Origin of the sequence: Pseudomonas sp. RIT-PI-AD, assembly GCF_025642785.1 — a bacterium.
In the GTDB taxonomy this organism is placed as follows: Bacteria; Pseudomonadota; Gammaproteobacteria; order Pseudomonadales; family Pseudomonadaceae; genus Pseudomonas_T.
Genome location: NZ_JANZKU010000026.1, coordinates 23354 through 39844, shown reverse-complemented (window position 1 = coordinate 39844; position 16491 = coordinate 23354). Strand labels below are relative to the sequence as shown.

Annotated in this window: 19 protein-coding genes and 1 riboswitch; of the genes, 6 read left to right on the top strand and 13 right to left on the bottom strand. The window is 67.9% G+C overall.

Annotation, left to right across the window (positions count from 1 at the left end; translation table 11 throughout):
* Positions 1-47: 47 nt before the first annotated feature.
* The 6 genes from OGL92_RS18710 to cobO form a co-directional block, all read right to left on the bottom strand.
* Positions 48-1499 (bottom strand): cobyric acid synthase, encoded by a 1452-nt coding sequence (locus OGL92_RS18710; RefSeq protein ID WP_263146491.1) that lies wholly within the window; start codon positions 1497-1499, stop codon positions 48-50.
* On the bottom strand, positions 1496-2488 hold the full coding sequence (cobD, locus tag OGL92_RS18705) for a threonine-phosphate decarboxylase CobD (RefSeq protein WP_263146489.1): 993 nt from the start codon (positions 2486-2488) through the stop codon (positions 1496-1498). Before cobD ends, OGL92_RS18710 begins: the two co-directional genes overlap by 4 nt.
* On the bottom strand, positions 2481-3395 hold the full coding sequence (cbiB, locus tag OGL92_RS18700) for an adenosylcobinamide-phosphate synthase CbiB (RefSeq protein ID WP_263146486.1): 915 nt from the start codon (positions 3393-3395) through the stop codon (positions 2481-2483). Before cbiB ends, cobD begins: the two co-directional genes overlap by 8 nt.
* A complete protein-coding gene (gene bluB, locus OGL92_RS18695) occupies positions 3386-4036 on the bottom strand; it encodes a 5,6-dimethylbenzimidazole synthase (RefSeq protein WP_263146485.1) in 651 nt (216 codons plus the stop codon). Before bluB ends, cbiB begins: the two co-directional genes overlap by 10 nt.
* A complete protein-coding gene (locus OGL92_RS18690; RefSeq protein ID WP_263146483.1) occupies positions 4033-5331 on the bottom strand; it encodes a cobyrinate a,c-diamide synthase in 1299 nt (432 codons plus the stop codon). The genes bluB and OGL92_RS18690 overlap by 4 nt, the downstream gene beginning before the upstream one ends.
* A 94-nt stretch (positions 5332-5425) precedes the next feature.
* Positions 5426-6037, bottom strand: a complete 612-nt coding sequence (gene cobO / locus OGL92_RS18685; RefSeq protein ID WP_263146481.1) for a cob(I)yrinic acid a,c-diamide adenosyltransferase — start codon at positions 6035-6037, stop codon at positions 5426-5428.
* Between the two features lie 255 nt (positions 6038-6292).
* Positions 6293-6476, bottom strand: a riboswitch (cobalamin riboswitch).
* 427 nt (positions 6477-6903) lie between these two features.
* On the opposite strand from cobO, the gene OGL92_RS18680 reads away from it, so the two are divergent.
* Complete coding sequence (locus OGL92_RS18680; protein ID WP_263146479.1) at positions 6904-7353, top strand: penicillin-insensitive murein endopeptidase; 450 nt, start codon at positions 6904-6906, stop codon at positions 7351-7353.
* Entirely contained in the window at positions 7350-7742 is a 393-nt protein-coding gene (locus OGL92_RS18675) for a hypothetical protein (RefSeq protein ID WP_263146477.1), read from the top strand. Before OGL92_RS18680 ends, OGL92_RS18675 begins: the two co-directional genes overlap by 4 nt.
* A gap of 260 nt (positions 7743-8002) precedes the next feature.
* On the opposite strand, the gene OGL92_RS18670 is transcribed toward OGL92_RS18675, so the two are convergent.
* The 6 genes from OGL92_RS18670 to ttcA all read right to left on the bottom strand — a co-directional run bounded on the left by OGL92_RS18670 (position 8003) and on the right by ttcA (position 12341).
* A complete protein-coding gene (locus OGL92_RS18670) occupies positions 8003-8323 on the bottom strand; it encodes an HNH endonuclease (RefSeq protein ID WP_263146475.1) in 321 nt (106 codons plus the stop codon).
* Between the two features lie 88 nt (positions 8324-8411).
* A complete protein-coding gene (locus OGL92_RS18665; RefSeq protein ID WP_263146472.1) occupies positions 8412-8945 on the bottom strand; it encodes a C40 family peptidase in 534 nt (177 codons plus the stop codon).
* An 80-nt stretch (positions 8946-9025) separates the two neighbouring features.
* A complete protein-coding gene (locus OGL92_RS18660; protein WP_263146469.1) occupies positions 9026-9667 on the bottom strand; it encodes a C40 family peptidase in 642 nt (213 codons plus the stop codon).
* 65 nt (positions 9668-9732) lie between these two features.
* Positions 9733-10503 (bottom strand): NAD-dependent protein deacylase, encoded by a 771-nt coding sequence (locus tag OGL92_RS18655; protein ID WP_263146467.1) that lies wholly within the window; start codon positions 10501-10503, stop codon positions 9733-9735.
* Positions 10504-10551: 48 nt separating this feature from the next.
* Positions 10552-11223, bottom strand: a complete 672-nt coding sequence (locus OGL92_RS18650; RefSeq protein WP_263146464.1) for a DNA-3-methyladenine glycosylase I — start codon at positions 11221-11223, stop codon at positions 10552-10554.
* A gap of 293 nt (positions 11224-11516) precedes the next feature.
* Positions 11517-12341, bottom strand: a complete 825-nt coding sequence (ttcA, locus tag OGL92_RS18645; protein WP_263146461.1) for a tRNA 2-thiocytidine(32) synthetase TtcA — start codon at positions 12339-12341, stop codon at positions 11517-11519.
* A gap of 96 nt (positions 12342-12437) precedes the next feature.
* Between ttcA and OGL92_RS18640 the strand changes: the two genes are divergently transcribed.
* From OGL92_RS18640 to OGL92_RS18625, 4 genes are all read left to right on the top strand, one after another.
* A complete protein-coding gene (locus tag OGL92_RS18640) occupies positions 12438-13046 on the top strand; it encodes a DNA-J related domain-containing protein (RefSeq protein WP_263146458.1) in 609 nt (202 codons plus the stop codon).
* A gap of 162 nt (positions 13047-13208) precedes the next feature.
* Complete coding sequence (locus OGL92_RS18635; RefSeq protein WP_263146456.1) at positions 13209-13808, top strand: Yip1 family protein; 600 nt, start codon at positions 13209-13211, stop codon at positions 13806-13808.
* 174 nt (positions 13809-13982) lie between these two features.
* Positions 13983-14645, top strand: coding sequence for a Yip1 family protein (locus OGL92_RS18630; protein ID WP_263146455.1), 663 nt, complete (start codon positions 13983-13985; stop codon positions 14643-14645).
* 43 nt (positions 14646-14688) lie between these two features.
* Positions 14689-15183, top strand: coding sequence for a SprT family zinc-dependent metalloprotease (locus OGL92_RS18625; protein WP_263146452.1), 495 nt, complete (start codon positions 14689-14691; stop codon positions 15181-15183).
* Positions 15184-15193: 10 nt separating this feature from the next.
* Here OGL92_RS18625 and OGL92_RS18620 read toward each other — a convergent pair whose 3' ends face one another.
* Positions 15194-16375: a CaiB/BaiF CoA-transferase family protein gene (locus tag OGL92_RS18620; RefSeq protein WP_263146450.1), complete on the bottom strand. Its 1182-nt coding sequence runs from the start codon at positions 16373-16375 to the stop codon at positions 15194-15196.
* Positions 16376-16491 lie beyond the last annotated feature (116 nt).

Here is a 16491-nt window from a genome sequence, read left to right as displayed (position 1 = left end):
AAAACGGCGGCCCGGCGCCAACCGCCGGCGAACGGGGCGGCGCCGGATCAGAGCCCGCACAGCGACCTCAGCCGCGCCGTATCCAGGTGGCGCTCCACCAGGTCCGCCAGGCGCTCGATGTCGCGTTCGCGCAGGCCGTCGTAGTCGAACGCCTGCACCTCGCCCAGGCCCGCCCAGCGCAGCAACGCCGTCGTGCCCTCGGGGGACTCGAACAGCCCGTGCAGGTAAGTACCGAGCACTTGGCCGTCGGCGCTGATCGCGCCGTCGCAGCGCCCGTCGTCCAGGCGCACCGCCGGCCGCGCCAGCGCCGGCCCTCGGCTGAGCCCGGCGTGGATCTCGTAACCGCGCACCGGCGCATCGTCCAGGCACAGGCGCCCCTGTACGGTGTGCAACTGCTTGTCCGGCTCCAGCCGCGTGACCAGCTCCAGCAACCCGAGGCCCTCGCTGGCGCCGGCGTCGCCCTCCAGGCCCAGCGGGTCCTCGAGCCGCTCCCCGAGCATCTGCAACCCACCGCAGATTCCCAATAGTTTGCCGCCGTAGCGCAGGTGACGGCGGATCGCCGCCTCCCAGCCCTGCTCGCGCAGCCAGGCGAGGTCGGCGCGCACGCTCTTCGAGCCGGGCAGGACGATCAGGTCGGCGGCCGGCAAGGCCTCGCCGGGGCCGACGAAGCGCAGGTCCACCTGCGGGTGCAGGCGCAGCGGGTCGAAATCGGTGTGGTTGCTGATCCGCGGCAGCACCGGCACGGCGATTCGCAGGGCCTCGCCCGGTTTCGCCGCCTGGCTGCGGTCGACGGCGTCCTCGGCCTCCAGGTGGAAATCCTGCAGATAGGGCAGCACGCCGAGCACCGGTTTGCCGGTGCGCGCCTCCAGCCAGTCGAGCCCCGGTTGCAGCAGCGCCAGGTCGCCACGGAACCGATTGATCACGAAGCCGGCGACCCGCGCCCGCTCGCTTTCGCTGAGCAGTTCGAGGGTACCCACCAGGTGGGCGAAGACCCCGCCCTTGTCGATGTCGGCGATCAGGATCACCGGGCAATCCACCGCCTCGGCGAAGCCCATGTTGGCGATGTCGCGGTCGCGCAGGTTGATCTCCGCCGGCGAGCCGGCGCCTTCTACCACCACCAGCGGATAGGCGGCGGCGAGGCGCCGATGGGACTGCAACACCGCCGCCATGGCCACCGGCTTGTAGGCGTGATAGGTCCGCGCGTCCATGTTGCCGAGGGCGTGGCCGTGGACGATCACCTGGGCGCCGATGTCGCTGTTCGGCTTGAGCAGGATCGGGTTCATGTCGGTGTGCGGCGCCAGCCCGGCGGCCTGGGCCTGGACCGCCTGGGCGCGGCCGATCTCGCCGCCGTCGGCGGTCACCGCGCTGTTCAGCGCCATGTTCTGCGGCTTGAACGGCGCCACGCCGACACCCTGGCGCCTCAGCCAGCGACACAGGGCGGTCACCAGGGTGCTCTTGCCGGCGTCGGAGGTGGTGCCTTGCACCATCAGGGTGGTCATCGGGTGTCCTCGGCATGGGCGGACAGGGCGGCGCGCAGACGGCTCCAACCCACCGCGTCGGGCGGCAGGCCGAAACGCAGGCTGGCCGGCTGCGCGAACAGCCGGACCAGGATGCCGCGCCGCGCCAGGTAGTGGTGCAACTCGGCGGCCCGCTCGCCGCGCCACCATTGGAACAGCGCACACCCGCCAGCCGGGGCCAGGCCGTGGGCGGCGAGCAGCGCGGCGAGGCGCTCGCCGTCGGCGCGCAGGCGTTCCCGCTGGCGCCGCTGGCCAGGGCCGTCGGCGAGGATCGGCGCGGCCATGGCGCGGGTGGGGCCGGCCACGCACCAGGGCCCCAGCCATTCCTCCAAGGCTTCGAGCAACGCCGGCTCGGCGAGGACGAAACCCAGGCGCGCGCCGGCCAGGCCGAAGAACTTGCCGAAGGAGCGCAGCACGATCAGCCCGGGCCGCTGGGTCTGCGCCGCCAGGCTGAAGGCCGGAGTCGGGTCCATGAAGGCCTCGTCCAGCAGCAGCCAGCCGCCGCGCGCGGCGAGGCGCGCGTGCCAGTCCAGCAGGCGCGGCGGTGCGATCAGGCGACCGGTGGGGTTGTTCGGATTGACCGCCACCAGCACGTCGAGGCCGTCCAGGCAGGCATCCAACGCCGCCTCGTCCAGCTCGACGACCGAGTGCCCTTCGCGGCGCCAGGCGGCGGCGTGCTCGGCGTAACAGGGCGAGAGCACCCCGACGCGCCCGGGCGGCCGCAGGCGCGGCAACGCCTGGATGGCGGCCTGTGAGCCCGCCACCGGCAGCAGCGCGGGCGCCCCGTAGTATTCGGCGGCGACCCGTTCGAGCCCGTCGTCGCCCTCCGGCAGGCGCGTCCAGGCCCGCGCGGGGATGTCCGGCAGGGGCCAGCCGTAAGGCGCCAGGCCGCTGGACAGGTCCAGCCATTCCGCCAGCGGAATGCCATAGGCCTGCGCCGCCGCGCGCAGGCGACCGCCGTGTTCAAGCATGCCAGAGGCCTCCCAGCAGGAGCAGGCCGAGCCACAGGCAGACGCCGCGGCGCACCAGGCTCATGGCGCTATGGATATCCGCCGGCAGTGGCGGCGGCCCTTCGCCGAGTTCCGGCCGTGGGTGGCATTCGCCGTGGTACCGGGCGGCGCCGCCGAGGGACACGCCCAGGGCGCCGGCGCCGGCCGCCATCACCGGTCCGGCATTCGGGCTGTCCCACAGCGGCGCCTGGCGGCGCCAGCAGCGCAAGGCCAGGCGAGTGCGGCCGAGCAGCGCGTAGGTCAGCGCCACCAGCCGCGCCGGCAGGTAGTTGAGCCCGTCGTCGATGCGCGCCGCCGCCCAGCCGAAGCGTTCGAAACGCGGGGTGCGATAGCCCCACATGGCGTCCAGGGTGTTGCTCAGGCGATACAGCACCACCCCGGGCGCACCGGCCACGGCGAACCAGAACAGTGCGGCGAACACCGCGTCGCTGCCGTTCTCCAACACCGACTCGGTGGCGGCGCGGGCCACCGCGGTGGCGTCCAGCTCGGCGGTCTCGCGGCTGACCAGATAACCGACCCGGCGTCGCGCTTCCGCGAGGTCGTCCCGGCACAGGGCCATCATCACCGGCTGGGCATGTTCGCCAAGGCTGCGCAGGCCGAGGGCCGCGTAAAGAAAGAGGATTTCCAGCACCCCGCCGACACCCGGCAGGCAGGTCAGCAGCCAGGCCAGCAGGGTCGGCGGCAGCACCGCCAGGCACCAGCCGGTGACGCCATGGCTGCGCCAGCCCTGGCCACCGCCGTTGAGCCGGCGCTCGATGCGCTGCGCCAGGCGCCCGAATGCCACCAGCGGATGGGCCCGACGCGGTTCGCCCCAGCAGGCGTCCAGCAGCACACCGGCGACAGCGGCCAGGCCCAGGCTCATCGACATTCGCCCCAGGCGTCGGTGAACAGGAAGTCCTCCAGCGGGCGCGGCTGGGTCCAGCCCTCCAGGGCCAGCATCGGCGCCGGATAGAAGGTCTCGACCGGCCCCAGGCACAGGATCGCCACCGGCTCGGCACCGGCCGGCATGCGCAGCAGGTCGGCCAGCGCCGCCGGTTCGAACAGCGACACCCAGCCCAGCCCGAGGCCCTCGGCGCGGGCGGCCAGCCAGAGGTTCTGGATCGCGCAGGACAGCGAGGCGAGGTCCATCTGCGGCAGGGTACGACGGCCGAAGACATGGGCCTCGCGCCCGTCCATCAGGGCGGCCACCCAAAGTTCGGCGCACTCGCGGATGCCTTCCACCTTGAGGCGCATGAAGGCATCCGAACGCTCGCCCAGCGCCTCCGCGGTACGCACCCGTTCCGCCTCGACCTGGGCATGGATGGCCTGGCGCAGCTCGGCGCAGCGGATGCGGATGAACCGCCAGGGCTGCATCAGGCCGACGCTGGGCGCCTGGTGCGCCGCCTGCAACAGCCGCGCGAGCACCTCCGGCGCCACCTCGCCACCGCTGAAATGGCGCATGTCGCGGCGTTCGGCAATGGCACGGTAGACGGCGGCGCGCTCCGCCGCTTCGAAGGCGTGCTCGCTCATGGACGGAACAGCGCCGCCGCCGCGAGCGGGCTCGACGGCAGGTAGAAGTGGATGTAGGAAGCGGTCAGCCGGCCGAGCCGGTACACCGCCTCGGCGGTGCGCTTGTAGGTCGGGCATTCGCCCCGCGCCAGCGGCGGCAGGTCGCAGGCGAGCCGGGAATAGTGATAGGTGTGCCCGCGCAAGATGCCCTCCGGCAAGGTCGCCGCTTGCAGCGCCAAGGCGCTCATCCGCGGTTGCAGGGTCGCCTCGCCGTCCAGCAAACCGAGCAGTTCGGCACTGGCGCCGTCCTTATCGGTGAGCCGCCGCAGCAGGTAGAGCATGCCGCCGCACTCGGCGTGGATCGGCTTGCCGGCCGCGTGGTGCGCGCGGATCGCCTCGAGCATCGAGCGGTTGCCGGCGAGCCGCTCCAGGTGCAGTTCCGGGTAGCCGCCGGGCAAGTAGAGGCTGTCGAGCGCCGGCAGTGCGGCGTCCGCCAGGGGAGAAAAGAAACGGAGTTCGGCGCCCAGTTGACCCAGCAGATCGAGGTTGGCCTGGTAGAGGAAGGCAAAGGCGGCATCCCGCGCCACGCCGATCCGCACGCCCGCCAGGGGACGCTCGGTCGGTGCCGGCACTTGCTGCGGCGCGGCGAAGCGCACCGGCGCTGGCAGAGTCACGTCGCTGCTGGCGCCCAGGGCCTCGGCGGCGGTGTCCAGGCGCAAGTCGAGGTCGGCCAGTTCCTCGGCCTGCACCAGGCCCAGGTGGCGGCTGGGCAGTTCCACCGCGGCACTGCGGGTCAATCCGCCGTACCAGCGGATCGCCGGCGGCAGGCAGTCGCGGAGGATCTCGCCGTGGCGCAGGCTGCCCAGGCGGTTGCCGAGGACCCCGGAAAACGGCAGGTCGGGCTGGAAGCTGGCCATGCCGTGGGCCAAAGCGCCGAAGGTCTGCGCCATGCCGGAACCGTCGATCACCGCCAGCACCGGCACGCCGAAGCGGCGCGCCAGGTCGGCGGCGGAAGGCGAGCCGTCGAACAGGCCCATCACCCCCTCGATGAGGATCAGGTCGGCCTCCCCCGCCGCTTCCCAGAGCAGCCGGCGGCTTTCGGCTTCGCCGACCATCCACAGGTCGAGCTGGTACACCGGCGCGCCCGAGGCGCGGGCGAGGACCATGGGGTCGAGGAAGTCCGGCCCGCACTTGAACACCCGGACCCGTCGGCCCTGGCGGCTGTGCAGCCGCGCCAGGGCGGCGGTGACGGTGGTCTTGCCTTGCCCGGAGGCTGGCGCGGCGATCAGCAGCGCCGGGCATTCCCGCGCGCTCATCGGAGACTCCCGGTTCCGCCCAGGCGGCGAACCGGCGGGGTCTCGGCGACCGCGAGCGGCCGCGCGTCGCGGTGTGAGGGGTCGCTGGAGCCTTTCAATATTCGACGCCTTTCTGGGCTTTGACCCCGGCCTTGAAGGCATGCTTGACCAGGCTCATCTCGGTCACGGTGTCCGCCGCCTCGACCATGCCCGGCAACGCGCCGCGCCCAGTGACCACCACATGCTGGGTCAGGGGCCGCGCCGCCAGGTCGGCGAGCACCTCCTCCAGTTCCAGGTAGCCGTGCTTGAGGGCGATGTTCAGTTCGTCGAGCACCACCAGCCCGACGCGCTCGTCGGCCAGCAGTTCGCGGGCGACCGCCCAGGCCGCGCGGGCCTTGTCGATGTCGCGCTGGCGGTCCTGGGTGTCCCAGGTGTAGCCCTCGCCCATCACGTGGTAACTGACGTCTTCGGGAAAGCGGCGAAAGAACAGTTCCTCGCCGGTGGCCATGCCGCCCTTGATGAACTGCACCACGCCGACCTTCAAGCCGTGGCCCAGCGCCCGCGCGACCATGCCGAAGGCCGAACTGCTCTTGCCCTTGCCGTTGCCGCCCAGGACCAGCAACAGGCCGTATTCTTCCTGGGCGCCGGCGATCTTCTCGTCCATCAAGGCTTTCTTGCGCTGCATGCGCGCCTTGTGCCGCGCGTCGCGCTCGCTGGATTCGTTCATCGTGACCTCGTCATCGAATAGCTCCGTCGGCCGCCGGCAAGCGACAGGAGCGACGCCGGAGCAGGGATCGGATGGTGGAAAAGCGGCAATGCCAGTCGCGACAGCCGGCACGCACCCGGCGCGGCGAGGGCCGGCGGTTGGGAATGAGGCATGCGCAAGTCGAGGGTCTCCGGACGCGGCATCGGCGGGAAAGGCACGCGGCGGAGGAGCGCGAAGGCGGCCCGAGCGGCCTTCGCCCGACACGCGCCCACCGCACGGTCTTGGATCGCTTCAGGCCGGTCTCCGGGCTCGCGGGCGGGCCGTGCCAGTCGCCCGCGCGGAGATCGGGGTCATGGGGCTCGCTCGCCTACCGTTGCGGGGGCAGCGCCGGACTCTTCGCAGAATGCACCGGCTTCCCTGTTTCACCCGTCATGCGGGCACCTGAAACAAGCGGGGAAGGTTAGAGACTCGCGCCAGGGGCGTCAACGCGGGCGACCGGCCCGGCCAGCGCCGCCGGCGTCGAGGACTGCAATAGAGGGTCACGGCTCTCCAGCAAGGCGGTGCCGGCAGAGGTCGGCACGGGGAGGCGACGGAGTCGGACGCGGATGGATTTTGACCCGCCAGACACCTCGTTACCGACCCCATGAGGCAGTTCCGCCACAGGCTGAGCCGACTGAAAGCGCGCAGGAACGATTCGACCGCTTCGCTGCTTAACGGCCCGCCGCGGCACTTCCGGCAGGCTTTCGCGGCACACCTCGCAGGCCCAGCGCGGGACATGGCACCGCTCGTAGGCCAGTCACCCCTCGCGTGCGAAGTGCTGGAAGCATCACAGCATTGGAATAGAGCGTGGTTCTATAGTGGCCGCCCGTTCTATAAAAGGAATTAGCATGCCTATCGATACACGGGGCTATTTCATGCTCCCGCAAAAACCAGAGGAAGCGGGTTATTACCCTTATGGCACGCCTGATAGGGGAAGGGCTCATTATGGCCATCCCAAGTTACTGACCTTCATCTTTCTGGTTGAGCACCGCTGGGTCATGCAAGACGACCGTAAAATCGGCATCGGCAATATCAGCCTCGCTGACGGCACGCGGTCAGATCACAGATCTCATCGCAATGGGTTACAGGTGGACGTAAGACCTCTTCGCAAGGATGGCGAAAACATCCCTGTTAAATATTTCCACGCACAATACGACCGGGAAGCCACGGCCCGGCTGATAGACCTGTTTTGGCAAACGGGCCTCGTGAAGAATATCTTTTTCAACGATGTATCGATCCCGCGAGTTAGAAAACTCGCAGGGCACGATAACCATATACATGTGGAAATCCTGAATTGAAAAACATGAAATTTATCGGCTTCTATCTACTGTTCTCCAATGCCTTGGCCATCGCGGCGTCTTCCAGTGAAGACGGGGTAAAAGACGCTCCCGATTACCGATCCTTCCAGGGTACTTACAAAATCTACGGGGGCGAGCTCAGCGACCCCATCCCCGCGAGTAAGAGAGATCGCAAATTGGCGATCGGCATCGAGGACGATGCTGCCCGCGTCCTGTTCGAAGCCATCGGACCGGACATCCATGATGCATGTACGGAGGGCACCGAGACGCGGGTCCGCGCCCGCCGCAACAGCCAGTTCGAATGCATTCGCACGGAAGACGCCCAGTACCGCTGCTCCCTGGGTATCGATCTGAATTCGGGCAAACCGATCCCGGGCTCGACGTGCTGATTGACCCCTGACGCCAGGGTAGCGGACAGGGCGACTACGGCAGGCGGTCCGCCGGCATGCGCCACGGCAGGACCTGGTTCGCCACAGGCCAGCTTGCCCTCCCCCCTGACCGCGGAATCTCGAGGCGCGCTCGCCTGAAGACGCAGGGCAGTACCCGTTGGTGGGGGGATGCCCTCCGCTGCCGGCCCGCGATCGAACATCGGGACACCGCGAAACGCTGCGGCTGGCACCGCTTTCCCGAGCACCCCTCACGGCCGCCGTCAGGTCTTCGGCTTGAAGCCCGGCGGCTTGCCTGCCAGCCACTCGACGAAACCACGGATGCGTTCGTCCGCCATCAGGGCGTCGCGGCTGTTGTAGGTCAGGGCCAGTTCCCGCTCGCCGAAGGTGGCATGGATATGGTTGTGACAGGCGCGACAGACCCAAAGGGTCGCGCTGACCCGCTCCTGGCGCGTATAGCGCTTGCGGATGTAGAGCTTGCCGTGCAGGGATTTGGGAATCAGGTGGTGGCGGGTCAGCGGCGAGGCCCGCCGGCACAGTTCGCAGGCATCCGGCTGGGGCGGCAAGCGGATCGGTTCGTTCATGGCATGGAATCTTGGCCCGTCGGGCCGGTAAGCGATGGCACGCTAGCCGCGAAAGCGGCAGGCTGTCCCGCGGCCCACGGGGCTGGTCTCAGGGCGTGCGCGCGAGCCGGGCGTCGTCGATGATGCGCTTGGCGCTGAGGAAATTGCGCTGCCAATAGGCGCTGGCCAGGCTGTCCAGGCGCACCGTGCCGCCGCTGGCGGGCGCGTGGACGAAACGCCCCTCGCCGACGTAGATGCCGGCATGGCTGACCTTGCCGCCGCCGGCGGTGGCGAAGAACACCAGGTCGCCCGGCACCAGCGCGTCGCGCCCGACGTTGGCGGAGCGCATGGCGTTCATTTCGCGGGTGGAACGTGGCAGGACGATGCCCACGGCGTCACGATAGACGTAGCCGATCAGACCGCTGCAATCGAAACCGCCATCCGGGGTGTTGCCGCCATAGCGATAAGGGGTACCCACCAGGCCAATGGCGCGGAACAGCACATCCTCGGCCACCGGCGAGAACTGGCCGAGCGGCGGCGCGGTGAAGACCGGCGCGACGGATTTGACGGGAGGCGCCTTGCTCGCGCAGGCGGTGAGCAGCGCGGCGAGGCAGAGCATGACTACGCGAGACGAAAGAGGCATGGGCTGATCAGTCCAGGGCCGGGTGCGGCTACTCTGCCGTCTGGCCGGCGCGGAGGCAAGCCCCGCGCCAGCGTTCGGGTTCAGCGATGCAGGGGGCCGCGGCTGGCGATAGTGGCGGCTGCGGGAGCCGCCTGGGCCAGGACACGCTTGGCTTCGATGAAGCTGGAACGCCAGTAGCCGTCGTCCAGGCTGTCCACCCGAACCCCGCCGCTGCGGCGGCTGGAGGAATGGATGAATTGGTCGTCGCCGATGTAGATGCCGGTATGGCTGACACGGCCGCGACCGCGGTCGTTGAAGAAGACGATGTCGCCCGGCTCCAGGTCGTTGCGCGAAATCAACGGCGCGTCGAGGTTGATCATCTCGCGGGTGGAGCGCGGCAGCTGGATGCCAGCTTTTTCGTTGAACAGGTAGCTGACGAAGCCACTGCAATCGAAACCGGTCTTCAGGGAGCGGCCGCCGAAGCGATACGGGGTTCCGATCAATTGGAAACCGCGATCGAGGATGCTGTCGGCCAGGGAAGGCAATTCGTAGGATTCATCGTTCGGCAGTTCGTCGAACTTCTCCACGCTCGGCTCGGGCATCTCCGGGAACACCGGCTGACTGACCTTGGCCACACGGGGCGTGAAAGGGGTCTGGGACTGCTGCTGTATCGAGGGTCCGGCACAGGCGGCCAGTAAAAACACCATCGAAAGAGGGACCAGGGGTGCGAAGCACTTAAGCATGGGCACGGCCTTCGTCTGCTTTTTAAGATGCGCCACTCTGCCTTGTGAAGGCCGGTTATGCAAATTTATTCCGATAAAGAGTGACCTAAAAGCTGCGACATGATGTCTAAGGCGCGTCCTTTCATCTTTATATCGACCCGCTCGCTCAGCGCGGTGGTGCCCGGATTGATCTCGGCGATGAGGCCGCCGGCGCGCTGGATGAGCAGCAAGGGCTCGGCGATATAAGGAAAACTCGCGGTGGTGCCGATGCTGATGCCCAGCTCGAACCCTTCGCGCAGCTCACCATACAGGGTTTCCAGCGCGGTTTCCGGCAACATCTCTTCGAACAGCACCACGGGCGGCCGCAGCACCCCGCCGCACTGCGCGCACCGGGGCGGCAACGGCCGCTGCACATGCACGTCGAGACCGGCGTCGACTTGTCCGCACGACTGGCAGAACAGCGGTTCGAGCGTCCCGTGGATTTCGATCAGTCGCTCCGGCGGCGAACCGGCGCGGCGGTGGAAGCCGTCGATGTTCTGGGTCAGCACCCAGCAACCGGGTTTGCGCCGCTGCAACTCGGCGATGGCGCGATGCGCGGCGTTGGGCTCGGCGCCGAGGCAGGCGCGCCCCAGTTCGGCGAGGTATTTCCAGCACAAGGCAGGATCACGCCGCAGCATGGGGCCGGAGAGCGCCGTCTCGATCGGCAGACCCTCGGCGGTCAAGCCATTGTAGAGACCACCCAGGCCACGGTAGGTCGGCAGCCCGGAGTCCGCGGAAAGCCCGGCGCCGGTGACGATCAGGATACGATCGGCGCGCAGCACCGCGCGCATTAGGGCATGCAACTGCTCGTCTTCCATGATCGCCCGCCTCCTCGGCCAGGCTGCCGGGCCCAGGCCCGGACGGTTTCAGTGGTTGACCGTATGCGCCAGCATCACCGACAGCTGGCAGAACGGGCGGCCGCTCTCCGCGTGCCAGCGGTTGAACGCCGTCTGCACGGCGGCGAGGTCCTTCAGGCTGGTGGGCGCCTTGTCGATCACTTCCTGGGCCTTGAGCGCGGCCACCACGTCCTCGGTGGGCAGGAAGGTGTCCTTGCCGGCCATGCGCAGAAAGCGCGGCGCCGACAGCCCGCCCAGCTGGTTACCATGCCGGGCCAGGTATTTCCACAGGCCGACGATGTCCGTGGACGGCCAGTCGGCGATGAAATGGCCGAAGCGGCCGCTGGTCTTGACCACGTCCAGGATCATCTGGGCATTGCGCGGCACGCTCTTCAGCTTGCCGAGGTAACGGATCAAGCGGGCATCCTGCATCAGCCGCTCGATGTGCTCGGCGCCCATCAACACCACCTTCTCCGGGTCGAAGCCGAAGAACACTTCCTCGAAGGCCGGCCACTTGGCGTCCACCAGGCTGTGCTTGAGGCCGGCGCGAAAGACCCGCAGCGCGAGCAGGGACAGGTAACGGTCGTCGTCCAGCGCACGCAGCTCGGCATCGGACTTGGGCCGCGGCAGCCGCGCCTCCAGGGCCGCCTGGGAACCGAAACGGTTCAGACAGAATTCATTCAACCACGAGTAGTCACGCATGCCTGTTCCTGTCGGTGACGCCCGGGGCTGCCGCTGACAACGGCGCGATCCGGGGCGGTTCTGCGAAAAAGCGTCGCCTTTCAGACCGCCGATGCCGGGCAAGGCTCCCTCGAAAATCTCGAAGGCGAACGCAGCGCGCCGGGCGAGGAGCCGTCGAGCCAAGGCCAGGCGCCCCTGCGGAAGCGCGTCACGCGGCGTAGCGGGCGCCATTCGGCGAAGCGCCGCCGGGCGCCGGTATTCCGCCAGGCGCACTGGCCGGACCAAGGCGCCCTGTCCAGGACGCCGGCGGGTGCTCAGAGATTCATCACATCCAGGAAGCGCGGAGTGGCGCTTTCGTCGATGCGCAGGTTGACGAAGTCGAACAGGTTGCGGTCGGCGAGTTGCGAGGGGACCACGTTCTGCAGGGCGCGGAACATGATCTCGGTGCGCCCGGGCGACTTGCGCTCCCATTCCAGCAGCATGTCCTTGACCACCTGGCGTTGCAGGTTCTCCTGGGAGCCACAGAGGTTGCAGGGGATGATCGGGAACCCCTTGAGCACCGAATAAGCCTCGATGTCCTTCTCGCTGCAATAGGCCAGCGGGCGGATGACCACGTTGCGCCCGTCGTCCGCGCGCAGCTTGGGCGGCATCGCCTTGAGGGTGCCGCCGAAGAACAGGTTGAGGAAGAAGGTTTCGAGGATGTCGTCGCGGTGGTGCCCCAGGGCCATCTTGGTCGCGCCGATCTCGTCGGCGAAGGTGTACAGGGTGCCGCGGCGCAGGCGCGAGCAGAGCGAGCAGGTGGTCTTGCCCTCGGGAATCTTTTCCTTCACCACCGAGTAGGTGTCCTTCTCGACGATGTGGTACTCGACGCCGATCGACTCCAGGTAGGCGGGCAACACGTGCTCGGGGAAGCCCGGCTGCTTCTGGTCCATGTTCACCGCGACGATGTCGAAGCGGATCGGCGCCACCTTCTGCAGGTAGAGCAGGATGTCGAGCATGCTGTAGCTGTCCTTGCCGCCCGACAGGCAGACCATCACCTTGTCGCCGTCCTCGATCATGTTGAAGTCGGCGATGGCCTCGCCGGCCTGGCGGCGCAGGCGTTTCTGCAGTTTGTTCTGGTTGACCGAGAGGGTGCCCATGGTGCGCTGGAATCCGAAAGGGTACGAAAAACCGGCTATTTTACGCACAAAGCGCCCTCCGCCCCAGCCCCGCCGCGGGCATGTTAGGCTCGGCCGATGAACGATCCGCGCCTGCCCGACCTCGACCCATCGCTGGACCTCGCCGATCAGGCGCTGGAACTGCTCGACGCCACGCCGGAAGGGCTGAGCGAATACGCGCTCATCCAACGGCTCAAGGCGCGCCACTCGACCCACATCCCGCACTGCGGCCTGGACGACAAGCTGGTGCTGTTCCGCACCCACTTCCTCCTGTTCAACGCCCTGTATCGCCTGCGCGACCGGCTCTGGGGCGAAGGCCGCGCGCACCTCTCCATCAGCCCGCTATGCGTGCGCCTGCTGCCGTTCCAGCCGGGCACGGCCAACCTGAGCGAACGGGATCCGCTGCGCGACTATTACCTCGACCTGCGCCACCTGCGCGAGACCTCCGAACGCGACGTGGAGAAGCTGATGGAAAGCTTCTGGTCGCGCATGCAGGGGGGCGACGAGAAGCAGGCGGCCCTGGCCCTGTTCGAGCTGGACGAACGGAGTCGCCGCCTGGACCTGACGCTGATCAAGCAGCGCTACCGTCAGTTGGTCAGCCTGCATCACCCGGATCGCGGCGGCAGCACCGCCCGACTGCAATCGATCAATCTCGCCATGGAAATTCTGCAACGCTATTACCGCTGACGGGTTGAGGTCCATTTGCTCTAAAGGCCCGGCCCGCGCGGTCTCCAGCGACCTATACTGCGGCTTAAGGTCGCATGTGTCGGCCGGGCTGCGGGAGGCGCTGGTCATGCGCTCCCGACGTTCGCTGGGGGGCGGCCTCATAATAATGAGGAGGTGTTCAGCATGATCCATCACGTCTTGGGGCTCTTCACCCATCCGGACCGCGAATGGCAGGAAATTCGCGGCGAGGAAGAAAGCATCGGCCACATGTATCTCACCCATGTTCTGATCCTGGCCGCGATTCCCGTCGTATCCGCCTATATCGGCACCACCCAGGTCGGCTGGGCCATCGGCAGCCGCGAACCGGTGCTGCTGACGCAGGACAGCGCCTTGCAAATGACCGTGCTGGCCTACCTGGCGATGCTCGGCGGCGTGGCCCTGATGGGCGCCTTCATGCACTGGATGGCGCGCACCTACGATGCCAACCCCACCTTCACCGAGTGCGTGGTGTTCGCGGCCTATTGCGCGACCCCGCTGTTCATCGGCGGGATCGCCGCGATCTACCCGCACCTGTGGCTGGCGATGTTCATCGGCACGGCGGCCATCTGCTACACGGTCTATCTGCTGTACGTGGGCCTGCCCACCTTCATGAACATCCCGTCGGACGAAGGCTTCCTGTTTTCCAGCTCGGTGCTGGCGGTGGGCCTGGTGGTGCTGGTGGCGATGATCGCGCTCTCGGTGATCGTCTGGGGGCTGGGGGTCGGCCCGGTATACATCCGCTGAAGGCTGCAACCCGCTCGAGCCGAGGCCGCCCACGAGGCGGCCTCGGCGTTTCTACGACGGCGGTTTTCGCCGCGCAAAGGATTGAAACCCTTTCTCCTCACGCCGTCTAAGGAATTAAGGCAGCCGCCTTCATCGGCCGCCAGGATGTATCACAGGCTGCTAAGGAGGCCTCGTATGACTCCCCATTTCGTTTCACTGTTCACCCGTCCAGAGCGTGCATGGGACGATATACGCCAGGACGAGAAGAGCAATGGCCTTCATTACCTCGGCCACCTGCTCCTGCTCGCGCTGATCCCCGCCGTCAGTCTTTACGTGGGCACCACCTACACCGGGTGGAGCCTGGTGAAGAACGAAGATGTCCACCTGCAAAACACCAGTGCCCTGCAGCTTTGCGTCTTGCTCTACTTCGCCATCCTCATCGGCGTGCTGATCATGGGCGCCTTCGTGCGCTGGATGACCCGTACCTTCGATGCGCGGCCGAGCCTCAACGAGTGCATCGGCTTCATCGCCTACGTCTCGACACCGTTCTACATCGCCGGCCTCGCGGCGCTCTACCCGAGCCGCTGGCTGGCGATCGCGATCCTCGGGGCAGCCTCGGTGTACTCCGCATTCCTGCTCTACGTGGGCCTGCCACGCTTCATGCGCATTCCCCATCAGAAAGGCGCGCTGTTCTCCACCTCGGTGCTGGCCGTGGGCCTGCTGGTGCTGGTGAACATGATGGTCGGGACCATCCACTTCTGGCAGCTGTCGATGTCGCCGGAATATGAGCGCACCACCCAGGACCAGAGCTACCCGACGGTCGACGAACGTCCGCAGAAAGTCCCGGAAGCCCTGTAAGGCGTCCGGCCTCCTCCGGCATAATCGCTCCCCAGGAGTGCCTATGCCCGAACGCCTACACATGAAGGTGGAGGCCTGCTACCAGCAGGCCGAAGCCTTTTTCAAACGCCGCTTCACCCGCCCCGAGGTCAGCTTCAAGCTGCGCGGGCAGAAGGCCGGCGTCGCCCACCTGACGGAAAACAAGCTGCGTTTCAATCCGCGGCTTTACCAGGAAAACCTCGACAACTTCCTGCGCCAGACGGTGCCCCACGAAGTCGCCCACCTCATCGCCCATCAGTTGTTCGGCGGCCGCATCCAGCCCCATGGCGAGGAATGGCAGTTGATCATGCGCGGGGTCTACGAATTGCCGCCGGATCGCTGCCACACCTATGCGGTGGAACGGCGCAAGGCCACCCGCTTCGTCTATCGCTGCGCCTGCGTGGACAACGACTTCCCCTTCTCCGCCCAGCGCCACGCCCTGGTGGCCCGCGGGCGCCGCTACTTCTGCCGCCGCTGCAAGGCCACCCTGACCTTCACCGGCGAGCAGCGGGTGGAATGACCCCAAGCCTTCAGGCGACGACCTTGCGCGCCTTGAGCTCGGCGATCCGCGCATCCCCATAGCCCAGTTCCCGCAGCACCTCCTCGGTATGCGCCCCGATCGCCGCGCCGATGTGCCGCGGGGTGGGCAGTCCGGCGGAAAATTTCAGCGGACAGGCCATCTGCCGCTGGGGCGGCGCGCCCTCGCGAGGCACCTCCACCACCAGCCCGCGAGCTTGCAGGTGGGGATGCTCCAGCGCCTCGGCGAAACTCAGCACCGGCTCGACGCAGGCATCCAGCGCCGCGAAGCGCTCGCCCCACTCGGCCGCGTCCCGCGTCGCGAAGGCCTGGGCGATCTCGCGCTTCAGGGCGCGCTGGACCTCGGGGTCCGGCGACAATCCCAGGGCCGCCAGCTCGGGACGCTCCAAGGCGGTGCACAGGGCTTTCATGAACGGCGGCTCCAGGCTGCCGACGGCGAACCAGCGGCCGTCGCGGGCGCGGTAATAGTCGTAGAAGCTGCCGCCGTTCAACGCCAGGGCCTCCCGCTCCGGCTCGACCCCCGCCGCCAGATAGCCGGCACCGGCCATGGCGTTCAGGCTGAAGGTACAGTCGGTCATGCTCACGTCGACATGCTGGCCTTCGCCGCTGTGCTGGCGCTGGATCACCGCGGCCAGCAGGCCCAGCGCGCCGTGCAGCGAGCCTCCGGCGACGTCGGCCACCTGCATGCCCAGGGGCAAGGGCCCGCTTTCGGCGCGCCCGCTGTAACTGGCCAGGCCGGACAGCGCCAGGTAGTCGATGTCGTGCCCGGCGCGCTCGCGGTACGGGCCGGTCTGCCCGTAGCCGGTGATGGAGACATAGATCAGCCGCGGGTTGAGCGCCTTCAACGCCGCGTAGCCGAGGCCGAGCCGCTCCATCACCCCCGGACGGAATTGCTCCAGCAGGATGTCGTATTCCTGGATCAGTTGCCGCACCACGTCCAGCGCCTCGGGTTGCTTCAAGTCCAGGGCGATACCGCGCTTGTTGCGATTCAGGTAGGCGTGGCTGGCCGAGACGCCATCGGCGTGGGGCGGCAGCAGGCGGATCAGGTCGGCGCGTTCGGGGGCCTCGACCCGCAGCACCTCGGCGCCCAGGTCGGCCAGCAGCAGGGAGGCGAACGGTCCCGGCAACAGGGTGGAGAAATCCAGCACTTTCAACGAGGACAACGGGCCTTTCATCGCGATCTCCTGGGGCGTGGTACCTGCTGCGGCGCGGCGGGCGAGCGCGGCGCCGGGACCCTGCCCCGGCGACCGCACCCCAGGTTAGGTCCAGCCCCCGTCCCGCTCAATGACCC

Coding starts and splice junctions, on each gene's coding strand:
- OGL92_RS18660 (WP_263146469.1), bottom strand. CDS start 9,667: ATGCTTAAGTGCTTCGCACCCCTGGTCCCTCTTTCGATGGTGTTTTTA.
- OGL92_RS18665 (WP_263146472.1), bottom strand. CDS start 8,945: ATGCCTCTTTCGTCTCGCGTAGTCATGCTCTGCCTCGCCGCGCTGCTC.
- OGL92_RS18640 (WP_263146458.1), top strand. CDS start 12,438: ATGAACGATCCGCGCCTGCCCGACCTCGACCCATCGCTGGACCTCGCC.
- ttcA (WP_263146461.1), bottom strand. CDS start 12,341: ATGGGCACCCTCTCGGTCAACCAGAACAAACTGCAGAAACGCCTGCGC.
- OGL92_RS18650 (WP_263146464.1), bottom strand. CDS start 11,223: ATGCGTGACTACTCGTGGTTGAATGAATTCTGTCTGAACCGTTTCGGT.
- cbiB (WP_263146486.1), bottom strand. CDS start 3,395: ATGTCGATGAGCCTGGGCCTGGCCGCTGTCGCCGGTGTGCTGCTGGAC.
- OGL92_RS18670 (WP_263146475.1), bottom strand. CDS start 8,323: ATGAACGAACCGATCCGCTTGCCGCCCCAGCCGGATGCCTGCGAACTG.
- OGL92_RS18655 (WP_263146467.1), bottom strand. CDS start 10,503: ATGGAAGACGAGCAGTTGCATGCCCTAATGCGCGCGGTGCTGCGCGCC.
- OGL92_RS18635 (WP_263146456.1), top strand. CDS start 13,209: ATGATCCATCACGTCTTGGGGCTCTTCACCCATCCGGACCGCGAATGG.
- OGL92_RS18690 (WP_263146483.1), bottom strand. CDS start 5,331: ATGAGCGCGCGGGAATGCCCGGCGCTGCTGATCGCCGCGCCAGCCTCC.
- bluB (WP_263146485.1), bottom strand. CDS start 4,036: ATGAGCGAGCACGCCTTCGAAGCGGCGGAGCGCGCCGCCGTCTACCGT.
- OGL92_RS18680 (WP_263146479.1), top strand. CDS start 6,904: ATGCCTATCGATACACGGGGCTATTTCATGCTCCCGCAAAAACCAGAG.
- cobO (WP_263146481.1), bottom strand. CDS start 6,037: ATGAACGAATCCAGCGAGCGCGACGCGCGGCACAAGGCGCGCATGCAG.
- OGL92_RS18625 (WP_263146452.1), top strand. CDS start 14,689: ATGCCCGAACGCCTACACATGAAGGTGGAGGCCTGCTACCAGCAGGCC.
- OGL92_RS18620 (WP_263146450.1), bottom strand. CDS start 16,375: ATGAAAGGCCCGTTGTCCTCGTTGAAAGTGCTGGATTTCTCCACCCTG.
- OGL92_RS18710 (WP_263146491.1), bottom strand. CDS start 1,499: ATGACCACCCTGATGGTGCAAGGCACCACCTCCGACGCCGGCAAGAGC.
- OGL92_RS18630 (WP_263146455.1), top strand. CDS start 13,983: ATGACTCCCCATTTCGTTTCACTGTTCACCCGTCCAGAGCGTGCATGG.
- cobD (WP_263146489.1), bottom strand. CDS start 2,488: ATGCTTGAACACGGCGGTCGCCTGCGCGCGGCGGCGCAGGCCTATGGC.